22 protein-coding genes are annotated in these 23,858 nt (G+C 68.0%); 13 read left to right on the top strand and 9 right to left on the bottom strand.

The window, feature by feature from the left end; translation table 11 throughout:
- Nucleotides 1-249: 249 nt before the first annotated feature.
- Complete coding sequence (locus AC06FB_RS01010) at nt 250-2,682, top strand: ATP-binding protein (protein ID WP_478053270.1); 2,433 nt, start codon at nt 250-252, stop codon at nt 2,680-2,682.
- Here the strand turns inward: AC06FB_RS01010 and AC06FB_RS01015 are convergent.
- Nucleotides 2,656-4,230, bottom strand: coding sequence for a S15 peptidase family protein (locus tag AC06FB_RS01015; RefSeq protein ID WP_346475144.1), 1,575 nt, complete (start codon nt 4,228-4,230; stop codon nt 2,656-2,658). The two genes, AC06FB_RS01010 and AC06FB_RS01015, sit on opposite strands and share 27 nt — an antisense overlap.
- 205 nt (nt 4,231-4,435) lie before the next feature.
- Between AC06FB_RS01015 and AC06FB_RS01020 the strand changes: the two genes are divergently transcribed.
- Both AC06FB_RS01020 and AC06FB_RS01025 read left to right on the top strand, forming a co-directional pair.
- Nucleotides 4,436-5,350, top strand: a complete 915-nt coding sequence (locus AC06FB_RS01020) for a hypothetical protein (protein WP_478053271.1) — start codon at nt 4,436-4,438, stop codon at nt 5,348-5,350.
- 93 nt (nt 5,351-5,443) lie between these two features.
- Nucleotides 5,444-6,139 (top strand): HAD family hydrolase, encoded by a 696-nt coding sequence (locus AC06FB_RS01025; protein ID WP_111186919.1) that lies wholly within the window; start codon nt 5,444-5,446, stop codon nt 6,137-6,139.
- A gap of 45 nt (nt 6,140-6,184) precedes the next feature.
- Here the strand turns inward: AC06FB_RS01025 and AC06FB_RS01030 are convergent, their stop codons facing one another.
- Nucleotides 6,185-6,610 carry a VOC family protein gene (locus AC06FB_RS01030; RefSeq protein ID WP_053515885.1) on the bottom strand — a complete coding sequence of 142 codons (426 nt, stop codon included), beginning with the start codon at nt 6,608-6,610 and terminating at the stop codon, nt 6,185-6,187.
- A gap of 10 nt (nt 6,611-6,620) precedes the next feature.
- Nucleotides 6,621-7,082 carry a helix-turn-helix transcriptional regulator gene (locus tag AC06FB_RS01035; protein WP_111186918.1) on the bottom strand — a complete coding sequence of 154 codons (462 nt, stop codon included), beginning with the start codon at nt 7,080-7,082 and terminating at the stop codon, nt 6,621-6,623.
- Nucleotides 7,083-7,286: 204 nt separating this feature from the next.
- On the opposite strand from AC06FB_RS01035, the gene AC06FB_RS01040 reads away from it, so the two are divergent.
- The 8 genes from AC06FB_RS01040 to AC06FB_RS01075 all read left to right on the top strand — a co-directional run bounded on the left by AC06FB_RS01040 (nt 7,287) and on the right by AC06FB_RS01075 (nt 13,693).
- Nucleotides 7,287-8,159: an NAD(P)-dependent oxidoreductase gene (locus AC06FB_RS01040; RefSeq protein WP_460255739.1), complete on the top strand. Its 873-nt coding sequence runs from the start codon at nt 7,287-7,289 to the stop codon at nt 8,157-8,159.
- Nucleotides 8,160-8,255: 96 nt separating this feature from the next.
- Nucleotides 8,256-9,395: an SPFH domain-containing protein gene (locus tag AC06FB_RS01045; protein WP_193395822.1), complete on the top strand. Its 1,140-nt coding sequence runs from the start codon at nt 8,256-8,258 to the stop codon at nt 9,393-9,395.
- Between the two features lie 21 nt (nt 9,396-9,416).
- Entirely contained in the window at nt 9,417-10,769 is a 1,353-nt protein-coding gene (locus AC06FB_RS01050) for a TFIIB-type zinc ribbon-containing protein (RefSeq protein ID WP_460255740.1), read from the top strand.
- Nucleotides 10,766-11,023, top strand: coding sequence for a hypothetical protein (locus AC06FB_RS01055; protein ID WP_053515893.1), 258 nt, complete (start codon nt 10,766-10,768; stop codon nt 11,021-11,023). The genes AC06FB_RS01050 and AC06FB_RS01055 overlap by 4 nt, the downstream gene beginning before the upstream one ends.
- 135 nt (nt 11,024-11,158) lie before the next feature.
- The gene (locus tag AC06FB_RS01060; RefSeq protein WP_478053272.1) at nt 11,159-11,770 is read left to right on the top strand and encodes an AprI/Inh family metalloprotease inhibitor; all 612 of its coding nucleotides are present in this window, start codon (nt 11,159-11,161) and stop codon (nt 11,768-11,770) included.
- Nucleotides 11,771-11,840: 70 nt separating this feature from the next.
- Complete coding sequence (locus AC06FB_RS01065) at nt 11,841-12,800, top strand: cation diffusion facilitator family transporter (protein ID WP_478053273.1); 960 nt, start codon at nt 11,841-11,843, stop codon at nt 12,798-12,800.
- A 69-nt stretch (nt 12,801-12,869) separates the two neighbouring features.
- Entirely contained in the window at nt 12,870-13,502 is a 633-nt protein-coding gene (locus tag AC06FB_RS01070) for a DNA-3-methyladenine glycosylase (protein WP_065176091.1), read from the top strand.
- Complete coding sequence (locus AC06FB_RS01075; protein WP_111186911.1) at nt 13,499-13,693, top strand: hypothetical protein; 195 nt, start codon at nt 13,499-13,501, stop codon at nt 13,691-13,693. Before AC06FB_RS01070 ends, AC06FB_RS01075 begins: the two co-directional genes overlap by 4 nt.
- Before the next feature lie 44 nt (nt 13,694-13,737).
- On the opposite strand, the gene AC06FB_RS01080 is transcribed toward AC06FB_RS01075, so the two are convergent.
- Together AC06FB_RS01080 and AC06FB_RS01085 are read right to left on the bottom strand one after the other, a co-directional pair.
- On the bottom strand, nt 13,738-14,529 hold the full coding sequence (locus tag AC06FB_RS01080) for an exodeoxyribonuclease III (RefSeq protein WP_193395828.1): 792 nt from the start codon (nt 14,527-14,529) through the stop codon (nt 13,738-13,740).
- Between the two features lie 127 nt (nt 14,530-14,656).
- Nucleotides 14,657-15,766 carry a DNA glycosylase AlkZ-like family protein gene (locus AC06FB_RS01085; RefSeq protein WP_111186909.1) on the bottom strand — a complete coding sequence of 370 codons (1,110 nt, stop codon included), beginning with the start codon at nt 15,764-15,766 and terminating at the stop codon, nt 14,657-14,659.
- 61 nt (nt 15,767-15,827) lie between these two features.
- Between AC06FB_RS01085 and pip the strand changes: the two genes are divergently transcribed.
- Nucleotides 15,828-16,787, top strand: coding sequence for a prolyl aminopeptidase (gene pip, locus AC06FB_RS01090; protein WP_111186908.1), 960 nt, complete (start codon nt 15,828-15,830; stop codon nt 16,785-16,787).
- 9 nt (nt 16,788-16,796) lie between these two features.
- On the opposite strand, the gene AC06FB_RS01095 is transcribed toward pip, so the two are convergent.
- Genes AC06FB_RS01095 through AC06FB_RS01110 form a run of 4 tightly spaced genes read right to left on the bottom strand, consistent with a single transcriptional unit; the run spans nt 16,797 to nt 23,132 of the window.
- On the bottom strand, nt 16,797-18,158 hold the full coding sequence (locus tag AC06FB_RS01095; protein ID WP_478053274.1) for a heavy metal sensor histidine kinase: 1,362 nt from the start codon (nt 18,156-18,158) through the stop codon (nt 16,797-16,799).
- Nucleotides 18,155-18,844: a heavy metal response regulator transcription factor gene (locus AC06FB_RS01100; protein WP_053515914.1), complete on the bottom strand. Its 690-nt coding sequence runs from the start codon at nt 18,842-18,844 to the stop codon at nt 18,155-18,157. Before AC06FB_RS01100 ends, AC06FB_RS01095 begins: the two co-directional genes overlap by 4 nt.
- A complete protein-coding gene (locus tag AC06FB_RS01105; protein WP_053515917.1) occupies nt 18,841-21,954 on the bottom strand; it encodes a multidrug efflux RND transporter permease subunit in 3,114 nt (1,037 codons plus the stop codon). Before AC06FB_RS01105 ends, AC06FB_RS01100 begins: the two co-directional genes overlap by 4 nt.
- Nucleotides 21,951-23,132, bottom strand: coding sequence for an efflux RND transporter periplasmic adaptor subunit (locus tag AC06FB_RS01110; protein WP_053515919.1), 1,182 nt, complete (start codon nt 23,130-23,132; stop codon nt 21,951-21,953). The genes AC06FB_RS01105 and AC06FB_RS01110 overlap by 4 nt, the downstream gene beginning before the upstream one ends.
- Nucleotides 23,133-23,506: 374 nt before the next feature.
- Here AC06FB_RS01110 and AC06FB_RS01115 point away from each other — a divergent pair, with 374 nt between their 5' ends.
- Entirely contained in the window at nt 23,507-23,806 is a 300-nt protein-coding gene (locus AC06FB_RS01115; RefSeq protein WP_197571384.1) for a hypothetical protein, read from the top strand.
- The last annotated feature ends 52 nt before the right edge of the window (nt 23,807-23,858 follow it).

The following is a 23,858-nucleotide window of genomic DNA, read 5'->3' on the forward strand; positions in this document are numbered from 1 at the left end:
GGCGCGCCCAGGGTCGCGTTGGCACCTCGTGTAGTGGGAAGGCGGCAGCGGGCCGGGGCACGAATGATGTACGGCTCGTTCAGGTTCTCCAATACAATTAGTTGCAAAGACGCATCGGGCACTCTTTGCTAGCCTTCCAGCACCGAAATGGAGGAGCACCGCGGGGTGACAGCACCGCGTCGCCACGGCTTCTTCAGCACAACGTCCCGTGAGATCCGCTCACGTGCTTTGCCCGCCTCTGGAAGGCCGATGAAACGATCAACAGGAATGGCCGGGCTGCTGGCTGCAGCCGCGCTTTTGCTCTGCGCGCTTGCCACGGGAGTCCATCACTCCTCCCGCAACGACGACGTCACGCAGGCGCGCATCATCCGTGTGGCCGCCGATCCGCAGTTGGATGGAGGGCGTGCGGTTGGCTTCGCCACCGGGAAAGGTGCTTCCGCCTATCGCTACATGATGCACATCGCCGGGCTCGCGGGCGTCCGCTTCCAGTTCGTACCCACCCGATCACCTGCGGACGCCTATCGGCACCTTCAGGCAGGCACGGTTGATCTGGTGCCTTCGGTCATGGACCTGGATCTTCCGCAGGATGACCGCTTCCTGGTGTCGCCGCCCTACTACGAGGGCAGGACACTGCTGTTCTCGCGCGCGGCGGGGCCCGGTTTCGCTACGCTGGGCGCGCTGTCCGGCCACGTGGTCGCCGTACGCGAGGGCAGCCAGTACGTCGACTGGATCCGGCGCCATCATCCGGATATCAAGGTGCTGGAGTTCACGGGAGTGCCGCAGATCCTCGGTGCGGTCGAGTCGGGAACGGCGGATGCGGCGCTGGGAACCGATGCGCTGTACAACCCGGTGATCCGCCGATACTTCCAGCATACCCTGGTCGCGTCCGGTGCGGTCGCGGAGCTGCCGATCGTGGTGCGTGCGGTGGTCAGGCGCGAGGACAAGGCGCTGCTGGACACCATCGACAGCGGACTCCGCGCGCTTTCGGTCGCCCATCACCGGGATGTGATCGATGGCTGGCTGGAGACGGTGTACCGCACGCCGCCCTCGGTCGGCGCAATCCTGCTGTACTACCGGACGGAAGCGATTTCCGCCGCCCTCGTCCTGCTGGCGCTGGCGTTCGCGGCCTACCAGATGAAGCGATCACGGGATCTGGCCAAACGCGCCGCGCAGGAGAAGGCAAGGATGCTGGCCGTGGTCAGCCATGAAATCCGCAATTCGGCCAATGCGCTGCTTTCGGCAACCGACCTGCTCGGCAAGGGACCCGTGCTTCCGGAGCAGGAAGGGGCCCTCGATGCAGCCCTGGCCAGTGCCTCCAGCCTCAGTCTTCTGCTGAACAACGCATTGGAGTACTCGCGACTTGAAGGAGGCAGCCGCGCAGCGGAGCCAACGCGGGTCGCGCTGCGCCCCCTGATCGAGGAGTCGGTGCGCGCGTTCCGCCCGCAGGCGCGCGAACGCAACGTAACCTGCCATGTGGAACTGCCCGGCGGCGAGCCGGGCGATCTGTGGATCGATCCCATCGTGGTGCGGCAGGTGGTCGTCAACCTGTTGTCCAACGCGATCAAGTTCACACGCAACGGTGACGTACGTGTACGCCTGTGGGTGGAGGCCGGCACGTCCGGGCACTGCACGCTGAACATCGAGGTCATCGACAGCGGTATCGGCATGAGTGCCGAGGAGCGCGACGCCTTGTTCTCCGACTACTGGCAGAGCCAGCAGGGACGCGCCCTGGGCGGTGCTGGCCTGGGCCTGTCCATCTGCTCGCGCATCACGCAGCGGCTGGGGGGTTCCATCCAGGTGGAGAGCAGCCCCGGAAAAGGCAGTCGCTTCCACGTCGTGCTTCCCGCACGTCACGCGCGAGCCTGCGAACCTTCCGCTCCCACGCTCGCACTCCAACAGCAGGCGACCGCCACGCACGGGAATCCATCGGTACTGATCGTGGAGGACCATATCTACAGTGCACGGATGTTCAAGGCGCAGATCGAGGCGATGGGGCTGTCGGTGACCTTGGCGACGGATGCTGCGCATGCCCTGCGCGTGATCCGGACGGCTCCTCAGTTCGGCTCGATCCTGCTGGACTGCAACCTGCCCGACATGGACGGCTACGCACTGTGCCGACGGATCCGCGCGATTGAACACTCGCGGCGGCAAGGACGTGCCAGCATCCTGGCGATCTCAGCGATGGAGGGCGTTGAACATGCGAAGGAGTGCGCCGAGGCGGGGTTCGATCACGTCGTGACCAAACCTCTCTCCACCTTCCAGCTCAGGGCCTGGCTGGGCCGCGGACCGGGGGACGAGATCGCACGCGGAATGCTGGAGATCTTCTGGGAATCGTATGACAGCGACCTGCAGGATCTCCAGGTCGCGGTCGAGGCGGGCGTCTGGGGCAAGGCCAGCGACATGGCCCACCGCATCTGCGGCAGCGCGGCCATCGCTGGCGAGCGTGGCATCGAAGCCATCGCGCGGGCCCTGATGCCGGCACTGCGCCAACGCACGGCAGACCCGGCGTCGGCCAGTGACATCGCCCGCCTCATCGAAGACCTGCGATGGTATGCGGCGCATGGCACGCGGATGCAGCAGGCGCCGCTGGCAGCGGCGCCGTGCGCTTCCTCCGCCGCACGCGGCCGCGTCCCCGTCGAGGAACGCGGCATCGCCTCAGTGCAAGGGCACCCGCAGGACTGAAGGTGCGTTGGCCGGGGAACTGAAGGTGACCGTTCCGCCCAGCTGGCTGACGCCGGCATAGCGCAGGTCCACGGTGTCGATCACCAAGGTCAGCCGGCTTCCGGCCGGGATGTTCCAGCTGCTCGCTTCAAGACGCAGATCGAGCGTGCTGGCCTGCCCTGGGGTCGCGCTGCGCAGGGTGTACGGCTTGTGGCTGATCAGCTGCCCGTTGCCGAGGACGTCCTCGACGAACAGATACGCATAGAGCGTGGTGTCGGCCCGGCTGGGGGTGACGGTGACGCGCACTTCCGGCATGCCGTCCAGGCGACGGGCGCTCCAGTAGACCGGGCTCTGCCAGACGCCGGCGGCATTGCGGCCGATGAAGGGCACGTAGGCGCCAGGCGCAACGTTGATCATCTGCAGGGAGCCGGACACCATCGCGACACCGGAGTTGGCAGCGGTCGGCAGGCCACTGCCGATGCGGTAGCTCCAGCCGCTGCTGCGCCCGTTCTCGACCAGGCCGCCCGTGGGAAGCAGCAGTCCGCCCGGCGCGGTCAGCGCGTACTGGGTCGCCCCGGCACGGGTCGCCTGCCAGTCTGCATAGGTGTTCCAGCTGCCCTTCTGCGACTTCAGCTGCACGGCCGGGGCACGATCGATGCCGTTCGCCACGCCCTTGAGGTAGTGATCGAACCAGTCCCCCACCGAGGCGTAGACCTCATTCGGCACCCCCAGCGCACCCAGCGCCTCGTTGAGGGCATGATCGCCATGACGCAGCTGCAGCTGCTTGGGGCCAGTCAACGCATTGAAGAAGTCCACCAGCTGGCCGGGCGGGAACAGGCTGTCGTTGAAGGCATTGGCCAGGAAAATGGCGGGGCGGTTGGCGTTGATCTCCGCCACGCTGGCGGACGGGCTGCGCAGTGCCGCAACCGGCAGCAACGATTCCACCGCGCCCTGGAAGTTGCCGGTCACCACCCTGCGGTTGATCGTGGCCAGCTCCTCACCGGGACGGCCGGTGGCCAGGCCGGCGGCCACCAGCAGGGCAATGCCCTGCGCGCTGGGGGTGTCATTGCTGTACAGCGCCGCCTGCAGGTCGGCCCAGCCGCTCAGTGCGGCCACTGCCTTGATGCGCGGATCACGCGCCGCCGCCAGCAGGCTGGTGCCGGCGCCGTAGGAGATGCCGGAGACACCGATGCGGGCAGGATCGGCCCGGGTGTTGTCCAGCGCCCAGTCGATCAGCGCGCTGACATCTTCGACGGTGGCGGGTCCGGCGATGTCGATCGCCCCACCCGACTCCCAGAACCCGCGCGAACTGTAGCTGAGCACGATATAGCCACGCTGGGCCAGCGCCTGCGCGACGCCGACATATTCCACGCTGGGAACGGCCCAACTGCTGGGCATGACCAGCAGCGGAAGGCGTCCCTCGCCCTGCCCCTGCGGCTGGATGACGAATACCCCGAGCGGTGTTCCGTCCCAGCTGGGTATCGTCTGATGGGTGGTGGTGACGGTCACCGCCCAGGCGGCAGGTGACAGGCCGGTCAACAGGATCAACAGCAGCAGCATCTTGCGCATCGTCGTTTCTCCCCGTCGCTGCAGTGCGACGAGCCGGACCGTACCAGTGCGAATGGTGGGAGACACCTTGCGACGCAACATGGCGGGAACGCCCCTGTCGCCAGGCCTGAACATGAATGCGGCGTGCTAGGCTCGAGCGTGCCGATGCAGGCACACAGACAGCTCCCGGCCGGTGCCGGCAGATTCAATTGCCGAGAAGAGGTCAATGGCGAAGTTCCCGTTCCGGATGGCCGCATGCGTGGCCGCCCTGCTGGTCCTCCTGGCGATGACGCTTGTCGTCGCCTCGCGGCGGTCTGCGGACAGCACGCAATCACCCACGGCCACTACCGGAGCCGAGGCTGCGCTGCACGGTGCGCCGGCGTCGGCAGCCGCCGCGGGTACCGGACAGGCCAAGCCCGTGCTTTCACCCATGGCGCGCTACCGCGAGGCGGCCCGCCTGGATCTGCTCATCTCCGACCTGGAGCAGCGCTCGCGCAGCGGCGACGCCGACGCCAGCCTGGCCCTGAGCCGGATCTACGACGAGTGCGTGATGTTCCTCGACCCCGCGGCAATCGCGACGATCGACATCCCTCCCGAGCGCCGTGCGGCTCTGATACGCAGCCACGCATGGTTGCAGAGGCGCTGTGCCGGGTTCTCGCCTGGCACTGTCGAGAGCATCAGGAACGTCCGGCACTACCGAAGCCTGGCCGCCCGGCAGGGCAGCCTGGTGGCCCAGATAGAAGAGCAGATCAGGCATGGACGTTCTGATCTGTCCCTGGCCGATCACAGGACACTGATTGAAGCCGTCCTCCTGCAGGAGGATGGCGAGGCGTACGTGGCACTTTCCAACCTGATGGGTTCAACGGCAGCCGGCAGGCGCGAGCAGCTGCAGGGCGTTCCCGCCGGCAGCGAGGTCGCCACAGCGGCCTGGATGCTCGCAGGATGCCGGCTCGGCGTCCCCTGCGGAATCGACTCTCCGCTGCTCAACCGCCTGTGCAGTCAGGCAGGCATGTGCGGGCCGGAGTCGGTCGAGGACCTGTTCACCAGCGACCTGCAGCCGGAAGACAGGGACGCTGCCCAGGCCGGGGCTGATGCGATCTTCGCGTTGGCGCATCGCATGGGACGGGAGCCGGGCCTGTAGTCGGCGCGCCCTCGGCATCGCATCCGCAACCCGGCAACCCGGCGCTGCGCGAACCGGCGATAATGATGGGCTTTTCACTGGCAGGAGTTGTCGATGTCCCCCTACCCCTTCGATGCGGTGCTGTTCGACTGCGATGGCGTACTGGTGGATTCCGAGCCGCTGGTGGCCCGCGTGCTCTCCGAGATGCTGAGTGCGCGCGGCTGGCTGCTGACCCCCGCCCAGGCAGGCGAGGTCTTTCTCGGCAAGTCCGTCGCCGGATTGGCCGGCCTGATCGAGGAGCGCACGGGAAAACCCTTCACCGCCGAATGGCTGGAGGAGTTCCGCCAGCAGCGCAATCGTGCCCTGGAGCGGGACCTGACCGCCATCGCAGGTGCCCCTGAAGCCGTGCGGGCCATCCACGCCGCCACCGGCGGCCGCATCGCCTGCGCCTCCGGCGCGGACCTGCACAAGGTGGAACTGCAACTGCGCAAGGTCGGGATGTTCGACGCCTTCGAGGGCCATGTCTTCAGCGGCCAGGACATGCCGCGCAGCAAGCCACATCCGGATGTCTACCTGGCCGCTGCCGCTTCGCTGGGCGTCGAGCCGCAACGCTGTGCGGTGATCGAGGACACCGTGACCGGCGCTGCGGCCGGCGTGGCCGCGGGTGCCACCGTGTTCGGCTTCAGCGAAGGCGGGCCGCACCACAGCACCCCGGAGGCACTGCGCGCCGCAGGCGTCCATCGGGTGTTCCAGCGCATGGACGAGCTGCCGGCCCTGCTGGCCGCCCACGCGGCCGGCGCCGTGGCGTGATCCGGTCAACCGGATGCAGCGTGGGGCCGGCCCCGCGCCCACGGCTCATGGCCGCCGCCTCGCATCGGACCGGGCCTCGATCATCTTCCAGCCATTGCCGGAAGGATCACGGAATCCGGCATCGACCGCGCCGTAGCGCTCGACCGGTTCCTGGGTGAACTCGACCCCGCGCTGTCGCCACGCTTCGTAGGTGGCCCGGCAATCGTCCACCGCGAGCACCAGGGGCGGCATCGCGCCCTTGGCCAGCAACTGCTGCAGGCTCGCCGTGGTGGCAGCGTCGTGGACCGGTGGGCCGGGCCGGAACAGGCCAAGCTGGACGCCGTCCTGCCCGGGGCTGCGGACCGTCAGCCAGCGGTAGTCACCGTTGCGCACATCGGTGTGCACCTCGAAGCCGAGCTTGCCGACGTAGAAGTCGAGTGCTTCATCCTGGTCGCGCACGTACAGGCCGACCACATTCACGCTGTTCGTCATGGGACCTCCCTCAGTCGGGAGCGACGTTAGCAGCGCTGTCGCGTCGCCGCTTCTCCAGAACTGCGGTCTTCAGGTCAGGGCGTCGCGCCGCGCGGGCGTGGCACTCCGGTACCCGACCCTGCGCCGCCACCCCTGCGCGCTCGCGTTCGCGGATGGCACCCGGGCTGGCGCCGGTGATGTCACGGAAGATGCGGCCAAAGGTGCCCAGGCTGACCCAGCCGGTCGCCAGCGCGATCTCGGTGATGGGCAGTTCGGTCTCGCGCAGCAGGGCAACCGCCCGCTCGATGCGCCGGCTGAGCAGGTAGCGATGGGGCGGTGTGCCAAACGCCTGCTTGAAGGAGCGTGCGAAGTGCGCCACGGACACTGCGCTGACGTCGGCCAGACGGGCGACCGGCCACGGTTCGTGGCTGGCGCGGTCCATGCAGTCGCGGGCACGCAGCAACCGGCGCAGCAGTTCCGGGCTCTGGTTCATGGCCTCCCCGCATGCACGAGGCAGGGCCACGCATCCTCCTCGCACGCCATCCCTTCAATGGCGTGCGAGGATGCGGACAGGGGCGATGGGTGTCGGGCGGCCATGAACCGGCCCAGCCTGCGTCCCCGACTGCGCGCGGTCAATCCCTGCCGGTCGCCGGCGCCCTGCGGCATGATGGGCGCCTTGTCCCCAGCGGAAGCAGTCATGCCTGTCGGATTCATCGGGCTCGGAGTGATGGGAACGCCGATGGCGTCGCACCTGGCGCGGACGGGAAGCCAGGTACTGGGATGGTCGCGCTCGGGCCGCAACGACGCCGAGGCGGTCGCCGCCGGTGTCGAAGTGGCCGATGGCGTTGAAGACGTGTTCGCTGCCTGCGGCACGATCATCCTCATGCTCGCCAACGACGCGGCGATCGACAGCGTGCTGGCACGCGACAGCCCCGAATTCGCCGCGCGTGCTGCCGGTCGCCTGCTGATCAACATGGGGACCAGCTCCGCGTCCTATTCGCAGGCATTGGCACAGCAGGTGCGCGCAGCCGGCGGGCGCTATGTGGAAGCCCCGGTGTCCGGCTCGCGGGTGCAGGCCGAAGCCGCGCAGCTGGTCATCCTGCTGGCAGGTGAAGACGAGGACGTCGCACAGGCCTCCGCGCTGGTGGCGCCGCTGGGCAGGCAATGCGTTCCCTGCGGCAATGTTCCCGCGGCATTGCGCATGAAGCTCGCCGTGAACCTGTACCTGATCACGCTGGTGACCGGCCTGGCCGAGGCCGTGCATTTCGCCGAAGCGCACGGCATTCCGCTGGAGCGCTTCGCGCAGGTGCTTGATGCCGGCCCGATGGCCAGTGACGTTTCGCGGATCAAGCTCGACAAGATGGTGCGCGGCGACTATGCGGTGCAGGCGTCGATCACCGACGTGCTGAAGAACAGCCAGCTGGTGGCTGCGGCGGCGCGCGACGCCGGCATCACGGCACCGCTGATCGAGGCCAGCGATGCTCTCTTCGCTCGCGCCCAGCGGCTCGGCCTGGGCGGGCTGGACATGGCGGCCGTGCTGCAGGCGCTGCGACGGCCGCCCGCCGCCTGATTCAGCAAGGGATGGCACGCCCGCCCCCGCCCGCTGCTATATTCAGGCGGGCTCGACAGGCATGGTGCCTGTCCACGCAACAACAGGGAGTTGGCCATGGGTCTGGTACAGGCGGTGAAGGGTGCGGTCGGTGGTGTGCTGGCCGACCAGTGGAAGGACTTCTACACCGTGCCCACCGGCCTACCGGCCACCGCAGCCCTGTTCGCTGCGGTCCCGCAGGGCACCAATGCCGGGCGCGGCTCCAATACCCACGCGTCGTCCAACATCATCAGCAACGGCTCGAAGATCGTCGTGCCCGAGGGCTACGGCCTGCTGCTGTTCCAGGACGGTGCGATCACCGCCTTCGTCGCCGAACCGGGCGGATACGAATGGCGCTCGGACGACCTGAACTCGCAGTCCCTCTTCGCCGGCGATGGCCTGGTCAGCACCTTCATCAAGCAGAGCTGGGAGCGCTTCAAGTTCGGTGGCCAGCCGGGAAGCCAGCAGGCCGCCTTCTTCGTCTCGCTGAAGGAACTGCCGGACAACCGTTTCGGCACCCAGTCGGAGATCTACTGGGATGACGGTTTCCTCAACACCCAGGTCGGCGCGGTCACCCGCGGTTCGTACACGTTGAAGATCGTTGATCCGATCCTGTTCGTGAAGAACTTCGTACCCGCAGCCTACCTGCAGCCGGGCAAGGTGTTCGACTTCACCGACCTGGACAACGCTGCCGCCACCCAGCTGTTCAATGAGGTGGTGGGCTCGCTGGCGCCGGCCTTCAGCCTGTACACCAACGATCCGGGCAAGGGCAACCGCATCACCCGGCTGCAGCAGGATTCGATCGGCTTCGCGCAGAGCCTGTCGGCCGCCGTCGAGCAGGCCTACCAGTGGCAGAGCGATCGCGGCCTGGCCATCGTCAAGACGGCGATCGTCTCCATCGAATACGACGCCACTACCCGCGAACTGCTCAAGACCGTGCAGCGCGCCGACGCGCTGGCCGGATCGCGCGGCAACTCCAACCTGCAGGCCAGTGTCGCCCAGGGCATCCAGTCCGCCGGCGAGAACGGCGGCGCGGCAGGCCTGGTGGGGGTCGGCATGGCATCGGGCATGTTCGGTGTCGGCGGCATGCAGCAGCCGGCCACCCCGGCTGCGGATGACCCGGTGGCCAAGCTGAAAAAGGCCAAGGAGATGCTGGACCTGGGCCTGATCACCCAGGATGACTATGATGCGTTGAAGGCCAAGGCGCTGGGCCTGTAACCCGCAGGACGCGAACCGCACATGTCAGATCCACGCAACGGACCGCCTCCGCTGCCCGCTTCCGGCCCTGTGACACCGCCGCCGTTGCCGGGGGCGGCGTCGGACGGTCCGGGCTCTCCGCGGGACGTCCCTCCCCCACCCGGCAGCTTCCCGCTGGACACCTCGCAGCTGCCGCAGGCGATCCGCGACGAAGTGGACGCCCCGGACCCGCTGGCCATTGACACCTCCGCCACCGAGTTGAAGGACGGCCTGAACCGGTGCCCGAAATGCGGCGCCACCGATATCCGGCCCAAGCTCGGCACGGACATCCTGGTCTGCCTGTACTGCCGTCACGAATGGCATGGCGCCCGGGTGGAAGAGGCGTTCGGTCTGGGCGAGAACATCGACCAGCTGCGTGGCACCATCATTGCCAGCGGTGCACGCGACATCGATGCCGATGCGTCGGCGCTGATGAGCTTCAAATGCACCGGCTGCGGTGCCGAAGTCACGGTCAACACCGAGAGCACGATGACGGCGCGCTGCCACTGGTGCCGGCATGTGTTCGGCGTTAACGAGCAGATCGCCAATGGCGCGGTGCCGGATGCGGTACTGCCGTTCCACATCAGCAAGGACGATGCGGTTGCCCGCATCCGCCAGTTCGTCGACAAGCGCCGTCTGTTCGCCCTGAAAGCCTTCAAGGATCAGTTCACGCCCGAAAACGTGGTCGGCGTGTACCTGCCGTACATGATCGTGGACAGCAATGTCAGCGCCGCCGTGGCGGGGAAGGGCGAGATCCAGACCCGCCGATACACCGTGGGCAGCGAGAAGAACAAGCGCACCGTATACGATGCCGATGTCTACCAGATCGAGCGCCAGGTGAACTTCACCGTCGACGATCTGCCGCTGGAATCCTCTGCCGAGCGCGGCAATCTGGACATCAGTGCCAACACCAACAACATCATCAACACCATTCTGCCGTTCGACACCAAGAACGCGGTGAAATGGAACGCGTCCTACCTGGCCGGCTTCACGTCCGAGAAGCGCAATCTCGATGTCGAAGCGCTGCGCCCGCGGCTGGAGGACCAGCTGCTGTCGATCGCGCGCGCACAGGTGGAAGCGTCGGTGCGCGGCTACAACCGGGGCGTCCGCTGGGAGCAGGAACAGCTGGACGTGCATGGCACCCGCTGGGTATCCATGTACCTGCCGGTCTGGCTGTACTCCTATCATCAGCCCGGCCGCAACGGCGGCATGCTGCACTACATCGCGGTGAACGGGCGTACCGGCGAAACCATGGGAAGCGTGCCCGTGCAGCAGTGGAAGATGCTGCTGGCAGCCCTTACGGCCGGCACGATCATCGAAGCAGTGGCAATCCTCATTCTGATGGCGACCGCATGAGCGACGACAGTGGCCTCTGGCTGTTGGCGGCAGGTCCGGCCGGCGCGACCGCGCTGTACTGGGCGCTGTACCGCTACTACCGCAATACCGACAAATCACACGCCTTCGAGCATGAAACCGAAGTGCAGGCCGCGCCCGTCAGCGGCTCGGACCAGAAGGTGGGCCAGGTGCGCGGCACCGAGGCCACCCGCATCGAGGGCGACAACGTCTACCAGTACCGACGACGCGTGGCGCGGCTGAAACCCAGGCCCTGAGCGCCGGACCGGGGCGACGGGCACCGCCACGGTGCCCGCCATCGAGGACCGTTGCGCAGCCGGCATGGCACCATCACGCGGTCTCCCACCCTGCCGGTCGCATGCTTTCCGGGTCGCCCTCCCGAGCATCCCGCCATGATCGCCCTGCTCCCGCGTACCTGCCTGGCCGCGCTGTGCTGCCTGTCCCTTCCCGTCATGGCCCAGGATGCATCCTTCGGCTTTGGCCAGCAGAGCACCGAGACCTCGCAGACCACCCAGACCTCGACCACCCAGAGCCAAAGCCAGCGCAGCGATGACACGGCCTTCGGCAGCAGCGGCTCGATGACCTCGCAGTCCAGCACCCATTCCCGGACGCATTCCGAATCGAACAGCGAGAGCACCGGCGTGGATCTGGAGATCGGCGTCCCCGATGACACCGATCGCTGGGGCCAGGAACGCCGCCATCCCCGCGATCTGCGTGACAGCGACCTGTTCGGCACGTGGACGCTGGGCGAGGAGAACGGGAACACCTGCACGATCGAACTGAAGAGCATGGAGTGGTTCGGCGGCTACAGCGCCTATGTGCCGGCGGGCTGTCCAGAGGGATTCTTCCCGGCCAACCGCTGGCTGCTTTCCGGTAACCAGTTGCTGCTGACCGACACCAGCAACACGGTGTACGGCCGTTTCCGTGCATCGGGTGGCGGACGGTGGTCTGGCTTTCGCGAGTCCGACGGCGCGCGGCTCTACCTGAATCCGAAGGGTCGCTGACGGACGCCCTGCACGCCCCGGGGACGGCAGCATCAGGAAGATCAGGCAACCTTCCTTGAACCGCCCTGCGATGTCCGCCCCCACCGGTCCCCGCCTCGTCATCTATGCCGCCCTGGCCGGCAACCTCGCCATTGCCGTGGCCAAATTCATCGCCGCTGGCATCTCCGGCAGTTCAGCGATGCTCAGTGAAGGCGTGCACTCGCTGGTCGACACCCTGAACGAAGTGCTGTTGCTGTACGGGCTGCGCAGGGCCGGCAAGGCGCCGGACGCCGTGCATCCATTCGGCTACGGGCGCGAGCTGTATTTCTGGAGCTTCATCGTGGCCTTGCTGGTGTTTGCGGCGGGCGCGGGCGTGTCGGCATACGAGGGCATCCAGCACATCCGCCAGCCGGAACCGGCGACCCACCATGTGCTGAGCTACAGCGTGCTGGGCATTTCCATCCTCTTCGAAGGCGCGTCGTGGTGGGTGGCGCTGCGCGAGTTCCGCCGCACCAAGGGCAGGCTCGGCTACTTCGAGGCGTTCCGACGCAGCAAGGACCCGTCCACGTTCACCGTGCTTCTGGAGGACAGTGCAGCCCTGCTCGGTCTCGGCTTCGCGCTGGCCGGGCTGGTCGCGGCGCAACTGCTGGACATGCCGGTCCTGGACGGCGTGGCCTCGCTGTGCATCGCCGCAGTTCTGGCGGTGACTGCGTTTCTGCTGGCACGCGAGACCAAGGGTCTGCTGGTGGGCGAGCCTGCCCATCCAGCGGTGGCCAAGCGCATCCTGGCCGTCGCCGAAACCGATGCCGATCTGCGCCGCGCCAATGGCGTGACCACCATGCAGATGGGCCCGGAGCAGGTGGTGGCCATGCTCAGCGCGGAGTTCGAGGATGATCGGCATACGCCGCAGATCGAGGCCTGCATCACCCGCATCGAAAACGCCGTCAAGCGTGAGTACCCGGAACTGGTGGCGCTGTTCGTCAAACCGCAGACGCCGGAAGTCTACGCCGCCCGGCGTGCGGCGCTTCGCGCGCCGCGTTCACCGGATTGACGCCGCGTCCGCATCCGCTTCACCCTGCCAGCGTCAGACTGATCCCCCGTTCGCCGACCCGCTACCGCCGTGCCTGACTGGCTGCCCGATCACTGGACGCTCCTGCCGCGCCGCTTCTACCAGCGTCCGCCGCAGGAGGTCGCCCCCGAACTCCTGAATGCGCTGCTGATACGCAGCGATGGACGGGCGGCCCGTATCGTCGAGGTCGAGGCCTACGGCGGCAGCCAGGACCCGGCCGCGCACTCCTACCGAGGACCGACGCCGCGGACAGCCAGCATGTTCGGGGAGGCCGGGCATCTGTACGTGTACTTCAGCTACGGCATCCACTGGGGAAGCAACGTGGTGTGCGGGCAGGAACACGAGGGCGTGGCAGTCCTGCTGCGTGCAGCGGAGCCCGTGCAGGGCATCGACAGGATGCGGGAACTCAGGCCAGCCGCACGGCACGACCGCGATCTTGCCAGCGGCCCAGGCAAGCTGTCCCAGGCATTCGGCCTGGACAAGAGCTTCGACGGCGCCGATCTGGTGACGGGCAGCCACGGTGTGGTCATTGCCCGCGACGGCACACCTCCGCCGACGGACCCGGTCATCGGCCCGCGGATCGGCATCAGCCGCGCCGTCGACTTTCCGTGGCGCTGGCATGTCCGCGGCCATCGGCACGTCTCGGCACGCGCCCCCCGGCCTGCATCGGCAGCACGCAGATGACGCCGCTGGACCGGCCACTGCGGCGTGAACTGGAGATCGACGGCCAGCACTACACCCTGACGCTTGATCCGCAGGGCCTGAAGCTGGTGGAAAAAGGCCGGCGCAAGGGTGTGGTCCTGCGCTGGCGTGACCTGGTGTCAGGTGATGCTGCCCTGGCCGCCGCCCTGCAGGCATCGTTGCAGACGCGCTGAGCGGACGCCCCACCACAGTGCCGACGGACAACGCCGGATCCGGATCAGGTGCGCACCGTCGCCCACGTTGGCGCGTGATCGCTGGCCTTGTCCTGCAGGCGCACCCAACGATCCACGCCTGCATCCACCAGGCGTGCCGCCAGGATCGGGTTCAGCAGCAGGTGATCGATGCGCAGTCCCCGGTCGCGCTCGGCATGCTGGCGGAAGTAGTCCCAGAATGTGTAGATCGTGCTGTCACCGTGCACGCTGCGCAGGGCGTCGGTCCAGCCCTGCGCGAGCAGATGCTCGAACTGCTCGCGCACCTCCGGCTGGAACAGCGCGTCGCGGCGCCATGCCTTCGGGTCGTACACATCGGCCTCGGTGGGGATGACGTTGAAATCGCCCAGCAGCACTGCAGGGTGCGGGAGATCGACGAGGCTGCGCGCGTGACGGATAAGGCGCTTCATCCAGCGCAGCTTGTAGTCGAACCTGGGGCCCGGCTGGGGATTGCCGTTGGGCAGGTAGAGACCACCCACGACGATGCCGTGCACCGCCGCTTCCAGATAGCGGCTCTGCACATCCGCCGGTTCGCCCGGCAACCGCCGCCGGCTCTCCACCGGCACCGCATCCCTTGCCAGCAGGGCCACGCCATTCCATCGCGCTTCGCCCAGCCACAGTGCACCGTAGCCGGCCTGTTCCAGCGCATCGGCCGGGAATGCAGCATCGGTGGCCTTCAGCTCCTGCAATGCGACCACGTCCGGCGATGTCCTGTCGAGCCAGGCAAGCAGATGGGGCAAGCGCGTGCCGATACCGTTGACGTTGAACGTGGCGATGCGCAACGTCTTGCGGCGGGCCATGCAGAACTCCTGAAGCCGGCGGGCAGAGCTACCACTGTGCCTGCGCCGTCATGCAGGCGCCGTCGACGTCATCGAAACGACGCTCGGCGATCATGGCGAACGCGCCCACAGCAACCTGCTGCGAGCGCTACCCGGCCCCGCGCCCGCCCGCCAGAAACAGCGCCATGCGCTGCAGCTCGTCCTCCAGCGCACTGCGGAACAGCCGGTCGCGCGCCAGTGAGCGCCCCGCGTAGCCGAGCGATGGCTCAAGCTGGCCGTCGCGGACAGTCACATTGGCCCACCCCACCACCTGCTCGTGCCACAACATCGGCAGCGCGTAGTAGCCATACTGGCGCTTGGGCGCCGGCGTGTAGGCCTCGAACCTGTAGACCCAGCCCCACAGCAGCTCGAACCGCCGGCGGTCCCAGACCACCGGATCGAACGGCGCCAGCAGGCGTACCTGCTCGTCCGGCGCATGCCGTCGTGAGCGCGGATTCTCGTCCGCCGGCCAGTACCACGTGGTGCCCTCCACGGTAGCGCTCGCCAGCTGTTCCTTCGCCAGCTTCAGCGCCTGCCGGGTCTGCTCGGCCAGATGCGGTGCGCCGTAGCCCAGCAGCCGGGCCAGGTAGGTCAGGCTGGCCGATGGAAGCGGCGCGTACTTGCGCACGATCAGCGCGACCAGTGCAGCCGCGCGCCGCACGCGCCCGTCCTCGCTGTCCTCCGCCGGCGCATGCTCGGCCACGCTGTATATGCGCGTTCCGCTGTCGCGCCGCTGCACCCGCAGCAGGCCGCGATAGTGCATGCCCTCCAGCAGATGCGTGCTGGCGTTGCTGGTGCCGCCCCAGTAGTTGGTCACCCGGCCGTGCGCGAACGCCTGGTCGACCTCGCGCGGATGCACGCTGCCACGTTCGCGCACGAACGCCAGCACATCCGCCGCACGGCGTTCGGTGTCCGCGTCCCATGCACGCCGGGCCACGCGGGGATGCATCAACGCCAGGTACTCGCGCGGCAGGAAGCCGTAGTTGACCAGGCAGTCCTCCTCTACCGGCAGGCGCGGGTAACGCCGCTCGAGGTCACCGGCCCGATAGTCCTTCACCCGATGCCGCAGTGTCAGATCCTGTGCCCGGGCCGGCGCGCGGATCGGATCGGCCTGTACGAAGCCCAGCCGCCGGATCGCGGCCATCAACGTTGTTGGCGGGAACAGGGTGCGCGCCACCGCGTAGCGGCGCAGGTCGTCGAGAGTGGGCTGCCTGGACATGACGCCATTGTAGGCGCGCGCCGGGGGTATGCTGTCAGGCCCCGGTCCACTGACGTCCATCATGCGCACGCTGTATCCCCCGATCACGCCCTATCGCGAGCACACTCTGCCCGTGAGCACGCTGCACACCCTGCATGTCGAAGAGTGCGGGACGCCCGACGGCATTCCGGTGGTGTATCTGCATGGCGGTCCCGGTGCCGGCATCTCACCCACGCATCGTCGCTTCTTCGACCCGGCGCGGTACCGCATCGTGCTGATCGACCAGCGCGGCAGCGGCCGTTCCACCCCGTTCGGCGAACTGCGCGACAACACCACGCAGGAACTGGTGGCCGATATCGAGAAGGTACGTGAGCACCTCGGTATCGAGCGCTGGCTGGTGTATGGCGGCTCCTGGGGCTCGACGTTGTCGCTGGCGTACGCGCAGGCCCATCCCGCCCGCGCCACCGGCCTCATCGTGCGCGGCGTGTATCTGGGGCGGGACATCGAGAACCAATGGTTTTCCGAGCCGCAGGGCGGTGCGCGCTGGATATTTCCGGAGCGCTGGGACCGCTATGAAGCGCACATTCCCGAAGATGAGCGCGGCAACCTGCTGCAGGCGTACTGGACACGCCTGGACAGCCCGGACCCCGCCATCCGCATTGCTGCCGCAACGGCGTGGCTGGGCTGGGAGGACAATGCTGCGACCCTGCAGCACGAGGTGTCCGCCGAATCCAGCAGCGACCCGATGGATACCCTGGCCAAGGCCCGGATAGAAGCGCATTACTTCCGCAACGGGGCCTTCCTTGAGCCCGGCCAGCTGCTGCGCGATGTGGAGCGGATCCGCCACCTCCCGGCGGTGATCGTACAGGGCCGCTACGACATCATCTGTCCGCCACGCAGCGCGTGGGAACTGGCCAAGGCGTGGCCGGAAGCCAGGCTGGAGATGGTGATTGCCGGCCACAGTGCGAACGAAGCGGCCACGACCGACGCGCTGGTGCGCGCGACCGACGACTTCGCCGACCGTTTCGGCCAGCCCGGCTGAATCGCCCCTTCACCGTGCCACGGTGAAGCCGACCGTCGTCAGGCCGTCCGAACTGGCCACGAACACTTCGCCGCCATGCAGTGCGGCGATGGCCTTGACGATGGACAACCCCAGCCCGTGATGGCGCTCGCCCCGATACTCACGGGCCTGGTCGACCCGGTAGAAGCGCTCGAACAGCAGGGGCAGATGCTCGGCGGCGATGCCGTTGCCTTCATTCAGCACGGCCACCCGCACGCCCTCGCCTTCGGACTGCAGCTGCACACGCACGTCGCTGCCTGGACGCGCATGCTGCACGGCGTTGTGCAACAGGTTGGTCAGCGCGCGGCGGAACAACGACGGATCGATGCGGGCGGTGGCGTCGCCTTCGACATGCAACGTCAGCTGGGCCTCTTCGAACAGGAATTCCATGAATTCACCGGCGGTGGCGACCTCGTCTGCCAGCTGGACCTGACGCGTTTCCACCGCGATATCGCCCTGGCCGGCCCGCGACAGGAACAACATATCGTTGACGATCGCACGCAGGCGCTCCAGTTCCTCCAGGTTGGACTGCATGACCTCCTGCAGCGCCGCCACATCACGCGGACGGGACAGGGCCACCTGGGTCTGTCCCATCAGATTGGCCAGGGGGGTGCGCAGCTCGTGCGCGACGTCCGCGTTGAACCCGTCCAGCCGCGTGTACGCTGCTTCCAACCGATCCAGCGCGCCGTTGAAGGCCTGCGTGAGGTGGCCCAGTTCGGCCGGCAGTCCCTGCGCGGCCAGGCGCTGCGACAGCCGCTGCGGGCTGAGCGAGCGTGCCTCGTTGGACAGCGCCCGCAGCGGGGCCAGCCCCAGCCGGGCGATCCAGTAGCCAAGCCCGGCCACCAGCAGCACGCCCAGCCCGCCGGCCACCCACAACGCAACGCCGAAGCGCTGCAGCGCCTGCGTATAGGGCTCCGAGTCGATGCCGATCCACAGGTCCACATCCGGTCGCGCGCCCTTGCCCGGCACCCGCTCATACAGCGTGCGCAGCGGGTGCCCGCCCTCACGCGGCAGCGTGCCCATGCCGTTGTCACCCTTGCCGGGGGCCTGCACCTGCGGCTCTGCCTGGCCGATGCGGAATGTGGGGTTCTCGCTCCATGCCCAGACCAGGGTGTCGCGGTCCCCGGAGATCAGGTTGCCGACCTTCTCGCGCACCTTGTTCCAGCGCTCGGTGCTGTCGCAGATCGCGACGCTGCCACTGACCGCGTGCAGCTTGGTCTGCAGTTCCGCATGCTGGTAGCGCACCACCTGCCGCTCGAGCACGCCATAGACGCCCACGCCCAGCAGCGCAAACACCAGCAGTGCGGCCAACGCGAACATCGCCGACAGGCGCTGGGCGATCGACATCCTCATCCCCGCCCACCCTCGTCCTCGCGCACTTCCAGCACGTAGCCCATGCCGCGCACGGTATGCAGCAGCTTGCTCGGGTAAGGACCGTCGATCTTGCCGCGCAGGCGCTTGATCGCCACTTCGACCACATTGGTATTGCTGTCGAAATTGATGTCCCAGACCTGGGCGGCGATCACCGTCTTGGACAGGATCTGGCCCCGCCGCTGTGCCAGCAGCGCCAGCAGCGCGAACTCCTTGCCGGTCAGGTCCAGCCGCGAGCCATCGCGGTAGGCCCGCCGGGCCAGCAGGTTCACCTGCAGATCGCCCACCTGCAGTTCGGTCGGCTCCTGCTGGCGCCCACGCCGCACCAGGGCCTGCAGCCGCGCCAGCAGTTCGATGAACGAGAACGGCTTGACCAGGTAGTCGTCGGCGCCCTGCCCCAGGCCGTGCACGCGATCATCCACGCGGTCCCGCGCGGTCAGCATGATCACCGGTGTCTGCTTGCTGCGGCGCAGCTCGCGCAGCACGCTGAAGCCATCCATGCCCGGCAGCATCACATCCAGCACGATCACGTCGTAGTCGAACTCGCGCGCCAGATGCAGGCCGGTGACACCGTCCGCAGCCAGATCCACCGCCCAGCCCTGCTCGCCCAGGCCGGTGCGCAGGTAATGGGCGGTCTTGCCTTCATCTTCCACGATCAGCAGTTTCATCCAGGGTCCGCCAGGGCAGCGCCCGCCGCCTCCCTGCGCTCGCGGCGACGCTGCAGGAACAGGCGGTCCAGGGCCAGGTAGATCACCGGGGTACTGTACAGGGTCAACAGCTGGCTGATCAGCAGGCCACCGACCACCGCCACGCCCAGCGGCTGGCGCAGTTCCGAACCCGTACCGAAACCGATCATCAGCGGAATGGCACCGAGCAACGCGGCCAGCGTGGTCATCATGATCGGGCGGAACCGGGTCAGGCAGGCCTCGTGGATCGCCTCCAGCGGCGCCAGCCCGCGGTTGCGCTGTGCGTCGAGGGCGAAGTCGACCATCAGGATGCCGTTCTTCTTGACGATGCCGATCAGCAGCACGATGCCGATCAGCGCCATGATCGAGAAGTCCAGCCCCCACAGCCAGAGCATCAGCACCGCGCCGATGCCGGCCGACGGCAGAGTGGACAGGATGGTCAGCGGGTGCACGAAACTCTCGTACAGCACGCCGAGGATGATGTAGACCGCCAGCAGGGCCGCGAGGATCAGCAGCGGCTGGCTGGCCAGCGACTCCTGGAAGGCCTGTGCCGTGCCCTGGAAGCGGCCGCTGATGCTGGCAGGCATGCCGATCTGCGCCTGCGCCTGCTCCACCAGGCCGACCGCTTCGCCCAGTGAAACGCCGGGGGCAAGATTGAAGGACAGGTTCACCGCCGGCAGCATGCCGTTGTGGCTGATCGACAGCGGACCATTGCCCGGAGGCTGCACCTGGGCCACGGCCGACAGCGGCACCATCTGCCCGGTCAGTGGCGAACGCAGGTGGAAGTAGGACAGCGCATCGACCTGCCCCAGCATGCCCGGCGCGATTTCCAGGATGACCCGGTACTGGTTGGTTTCGGTCTGGAACTCGTTGATCTGGCGCTGGCCGAAGGCATCGTAGAGCACCTGGTCGATGTCGTTGGCGGTCAGGCCGAAGCGCGCCGCTGCCGTGCGGTCGATCTCCAGCCGGGTCACGCTGGCGCCGACCTGCTGGTCATTGGACACGTCGCGCAGCTGCGGCAGGCCCCGCAGCCGCTCGGTCAGCTGCTCGGCCCACTGCGACAGTTCGCGGCTGTCCTGTCCGCGCAGGGCGTACTGGTACTGCGTCCGCGCCGGCCCGGCGCCGAGATTGATGTCCTGCGCCGCGCGCATGTACACGGTGATGCCGGGCACGCTGGCCATCTTCGCCCGCACCCGGTCAATGAAGCCGTGCACGTCCACATCGCGGTCGCCGCGGTCCTTCAGCACGAACCAGAAGCGGCCGTTGGACAGCGTCTGGCTGCCGGCAGTGGCGCCGACCGCGTGGTTGTAGGCCTGCAGGGCCGGATCATCCGCAACGATGCGCGCGAGCTGCTGGTGCTTGGCCACCATGTCCTCGTAGCCGATGTCCTGCGCCGCCTCGGTGGTGGCGAACACGAAGGCGGTGTCCTGCAGGGGGAAGAAGCCCTTGGGAATCACTATGTACGAGGCTACCGCCACCGCCACGGTCAGGCCGAAGCCCGCCAGCACCAGCCGCTGGCGGCGCAGGGCCCATTGCAGGCTGCGGTCGTAGCCGGCCAGCAGGCGCCCGGCCAGGGTCCGCTCGCTGTCCCGGTGCGCCGGCATGCGCTTCATCAGGTGCGCGGCCATCATCGGTGCCAGGGTCAACGAGGCGACGATGGAAATCAGGATCGCCACGGTGATGGTCAGCGCGAACTCGGCGAACAGGCGCCCGACCACCCCGCCCATGAACAGCAGCGGGATGAAGGCGGCAATCAACGACAGGCTGATCGAGACCACGGTGAAGCCGATTTCGCCGGCGCCCTTCAGGGCGGCGTCCACCGGACCGAGCCCGGCCTCGCGGTGACGGTGGATGTTCTCAACCACGACGATCGCGTCGTCGACCACGAAGCCGACCGCAACCACCAGTGCCACCAAGGTCAGGTTGTTGAGGCTGAAGCCGGCCACGTACATCGCGGCGAAGGTCGCCACCAGTGCGACCACCAGTACCGCGCCGACGATCAGCGTGGCGGAAAGCTGGCGCAGGAACAGGCCCATCACCAGCACCACCAGCACGATGGTCAGTACCAGGGTGAGCTCCACCTCGTGCAGCGACGCGCGGATGGTGCGTGTACGGTCGTTGAGCACCTCCACATCGACGCTGGCCGGCAGGTTCGCGCTCAGTTCCGGCAAGGCGGCCAGCACCGCATCGGTGGTGCGCACGATGTTCGCGCCGGGCTGCCGGCTGATGATCAGGCCGACCCCAGGCTGGCCGTTGGGCCACGCCTGCACGTAGGCATTCTCGGCGCCGTCGATCACCTGCGCGACATCACCCAGCGCCACCGGTGCGCCGTCACGATAGGCAACGACCAGGCGCCGGTAGTCCTGGGCACTGAACAGCTGGTCGTTGGCTTCGAAGGTGGACGTGCGCTGCTCGCCCATCAATGCACCCTTGGCCTGGTTGAGGCTGGCGTTCTGCGCCACGCCACGCAGGTCGGACAGGGTCAGGCCCATCGCCGCCAGCCGCTCCGGCTGGGCCTGGATGCGGATCGCCGGACGCTGCTGGCCGACGATGCCGACCTCCGAAACGCCGCTGATCTGGCTGATCGAGCGTGCGAGGCGGCTCTCGGCCAGATCGCTCAGTTCGGTCATCGACATCTGGGTCGACACCACGCTGAGCACCAGGATGGGACTGTCGGCCGGATTCACCTTGCGCCAGGTCGGCATGTTCGGCAGTTCACTGGGCAGGCGGCCGGCGGCGGCGTTGATCGCCGCCTGCACTTCCTGCGCGGCCGTGTCGATGTTCTTTTCCAGATCGAACTGCAGGGTGATCGAAGTGCTGCCCAGTGCACTGGTCGAGGTCATCTCGATGATGCCGGGCACGCCCGTCAGCTGGGTTTCCAGTGGCGTGGCCACCGCCGAGGCCATGGTCTCGGCGCTGGCACCGGGCAGATTGGCATTGACCCGGATGGTCGGGAACTCAGCCTCCGGCAACGGCGCCACCGGCAGGCGCGGCAATGCTGCCACGCCCAGCAGCACCACCGCCAGGGTCAACAGGGTCGTGGCGACCGGGTGATGAACGAACCAGCTGGACAGCGAGGTGCGCGCGCTCACGGTGCCGCCCCGCGCCGGACCGCTGCAGGCGCCGCGGCGGGTTTGGCCTCGGCCACCACCGTGCCCGGCCGCAGCCGCGACTGTCCATCGCGTACCACCACATCGCCGACCCGCAGCTCACCCTGCACGACCACCTGCCCGCCGTCCTGTTCACCGACCGTGACCGGCAGCGATTCCACGCTGCCATCAGCGACCACGCGGTAGACGAAGCTGCCCTGCACGCCACGCTGGATCGCCGCGGCATCCAGCACCAGCGCGCCCGTGCTCTGGCCGGTGCGCACCCGCACGCTGACCAGTTGCCCGGGCCACAGCTGGTCGGACGCATTGCTGAAGCGCGCGCGCAGCCGCACCGTACCGGAGGCCTCGTCCACCTGGTTGTCGATCACCTGCAACGTGCCCTCAGCCAGCAGCTGGCCACCCTCGCGGTCCAGTGCCTGCACCTGTGCGCCGCCTGCGGCGAGCGCCTGTCGCAGCTGCGGCAGCGCGTCCTGCGGCAGCGCGAACACCACCGAGATCGGATCGGTCTGCTGCACGGTCACCAACCCCTGCGTGTCACTGGCGCGCACCAGATTGCCCGGATCCACCTGGCGCAGACCGATGCGGCCGTCCATCGGCGCCACGATGCGCGTATACGAGAGCTGCACCTGCGCTGCGTCCACCGCAGCCTGGTTGCCGCGGCCGGTGGCCTGCAACTGCTGCACGGTGGCGGCCTGCTGCTCCAGCATCTGCCGCGACACCAGCTGGTCGCTGGACAGATGCTGCAGCCGTGACAGATCCGAGCGCGCCGCGTCCAGCGTGGCGCGGTCGCGCACCAGCGCCGCCTGTGCACCGCCCAGACCGGCACGGATGGCGCGATCATCGATACGCGCGAGCAGTTGCCCCTTGCGCACCTTCTGCCCTTCCTCGAACAGTACTTCGGTCAGCACGCCATCCACCTGCGGGCGCAGCACGGTGCTCTGCAGCGACTGCACCGTGCCGACGCCGCTTCGCCAGTGCGGGACATCACGCTGCTCGACGCGCGTGGTGACCACCGGTACCGGTGGCGGCGCCGCGCTGGGCTGTGCGTCGCCGCGGGAAACGCCGTGGAACAACATCGCCAGCAACAGGGCAACCAGCAGTGCCGCTCCCAGCGCGAGGTGGCGGCGGCGCAGCAGCGCAGTGACATCAGGCAATCGCATGGCAGGGGGTCCAATCCGGTGCCCGCGCCGGTCTGCGCAGGCCTGCCGTCATCCTGGGTGGCAACCTCCGGCACCATGCTGTCGCCTGCCTGACAATTCCGTCAGCTTCGACTGCGGCCGCTATACCAAGGTATAGCGACGCTAACCCACGGGCCTCTAGGCCGTGCCCGGCCAGCGGCCGACAATGGCACCACCGCCGGGAAACGCGCCCGGCAGCCCCTTCCCACCTGCACGGAGACGCCGATGGATCCCGACCCTGCCGGGCGCAACGCGCCCCTGCCTGCCTGTTTCCGCCCGTACCTGGCGCCTGGCGGCCGGTCCCTGCCTGCGTGAGTGCGGGGGGCCGCCAGGCGCACCTGCCTGGAGAGTGCCCCATGTCCTGCAAGACCCTCTACATCACCCTGCGCCGCCTGATGGGTACGCGCGATGTCACCGCCCTGCGCAGCCAGCTGTGGGTGCATGGCCCAGTGCTGTTTGCCCGTTCGCTGGCGCTGGGCTCGCCACGCGTGGTGGCCGACGTCCTTTCGTTGCTGCCGATCAGCGAGCGCATCAGCGTCCTGCGCCATCTGCCCTGCCCCCTCCGCGACGCGATGAAGCCGTTGTGCATCGGCGGCAGCCAGCGCCTTCGCATGCAGCCCTGGTCGCCTGACGTACTGGCCCTGCGCTCCGCCTGAACGGCAAAGCGACGCCCTGCCCGTGCGTGCCGGTCCTGCGCCGGCCCCATCA

The sequence above is a fragment of the Stenotrophomonas sp. Steno-C15 genome, from assembly GCF_056393265.1.

Bases quoted from the DNA above. Each gene is read 5' to 3' on its own strand.
- AC06FB_RS01010 (WP_478053270.1), top strand. From the start codon at position 250: ATGAAACGATCAACAGGAATGGCCGGGCTGCTGGCTGCAGCCGCGCTT.
- AC06FB_RS01015 (WP_346475144.1), bottom strand. From the start codon at position 4,230: ATGCGCAAGATGCTGCTGCTGTTGATCCTGTTGACCGGCCTGTCACCT.
- AC06FB_RS01020 (WP_478053271.1), top strand. From the start codon at position 4,436: ATGGCGAAGTTCCCGTTCCGGATGGCCGCATGCGTGGCCGCCCTGCTG.
- AC06FB_RS01025 (WP_111186919.1), top strand. From the start codon at position 5,444: ATGTCCCCCTACCCCTTCGATGCGGTGCTGTTCGACTGCGATGGCGTA.
- AC06FB_RS01030 (WP_053515885.1), bottom strand. From the start codon at position 6,610: ATGACGAACAGCGTGAATGTGGTCGGCCTGTACGTGCGCGACCAGGAT.
- AC06FB_RS01035 (WP_111186918.1), bottom strand. From the start codon at position 7,082: ATGAACCAGAGCCCGGAACTGCTGCGCCGGTTGCTGCGTGCCCGCGAC.
- AC06FB_RS01040 (WP_460255739.1), top strand. From the start codon at position 7,287: ATGCCTGTCGGATTCATCGGGCTCGGAGTGATGGGAACGCCGATGGCG.
- AC06FB_RS01045 (WP_193395822.1), top strand. From the start codon at position 8,256: ATGGGTCTGGTACAGGCGGTGAAGGGTGCGGTCGGTGGTGTGCTGGCC.
- AC06FB_RS01050 (WP_460255740.1), top strand. From the start codon at position 9,417: ATGTCAGATCCACGCAACGGACCGCCTCCGCTGCCCGCTTCCGGCCCT.
- AC06FB_RS01055 (WP_053515893.1), top strand. From the start codon at position 10,766: ATGAGCGACGACAGTGGCCTCTGGCTGTTGGCGGCAGGTCCGGCCGGC.
- AC06FB_RS01060 (WP_478053272.1), top strand. From the start codon at position 11,159: ATGATCGCCCTGCTCCCGCGTACCTGCCTGGCCGCGCTGTGCTGCCTG.
- AC06FB_RS01065 (WP_478053273.1), top strand. From the start codon at position 11,841: ATGTCCGCCCCCACCGGTCCCCGCCTCGTCATCTATGCCGCCCTGGCC.
- AC06FB_RS01075 (WP_111186911.1), top strand. From the start codon at position 13,499: ATGACGCCGCTGGACCGGCCACTGCGGCGTGAACTGGAGATCGACGGC.
- AC06FB_RS01080 (WP_193395828.1), bottom strand. From the start codon at position 14,529: ATGGCCCGCCGCAAGACGTTGCGCATCGCCACGTTCAACGTCAACGGT.
- AC06FB_RS01085 (WP_111186909.1), bottom strand. From the start codon at position 15,766: ATGTCCAGGCAGCCCACTCTCGACGACCTGCGCCGCTACGCGGTGGCG.
- pip (WP_111186908.1), top strand. From the start codon at position 15,828: ATGCGCACGCTGTATCCCCCGATCACGCCCTATCGCGAGCACACTCTG.
- AC06FB_RS01095 (WP_478053274.1), bottom strand. From the start codon at position 18,158: ATGAGGATGTCGATCGCCCAGCGCCTGTCGGCGATGTTCGCGTTGGCC.
- AC06FB_RS01100 (WP_053515914.1), bottom strand. From the start codon at position 18,844: ATGAAACTGCTGATCGTGGAAGATGAAGGCAAGACCGCCCATTACCTG.
- AC06FB_RS01110 (WP_053515919.1), bottom strand. From the start codon at position 23,132: ATGCGATTGCCTGATGTCACTGCGCTGCTGCGCCGCCGCCACCTCGCG.
- AC06FB_RS01115 (WP_197571384.1), top strand. From the start codon at position 23,507: ATGTCCTGCAAGACCCTCTACATCACCCTGCGCCGCCTGATGGGTACG.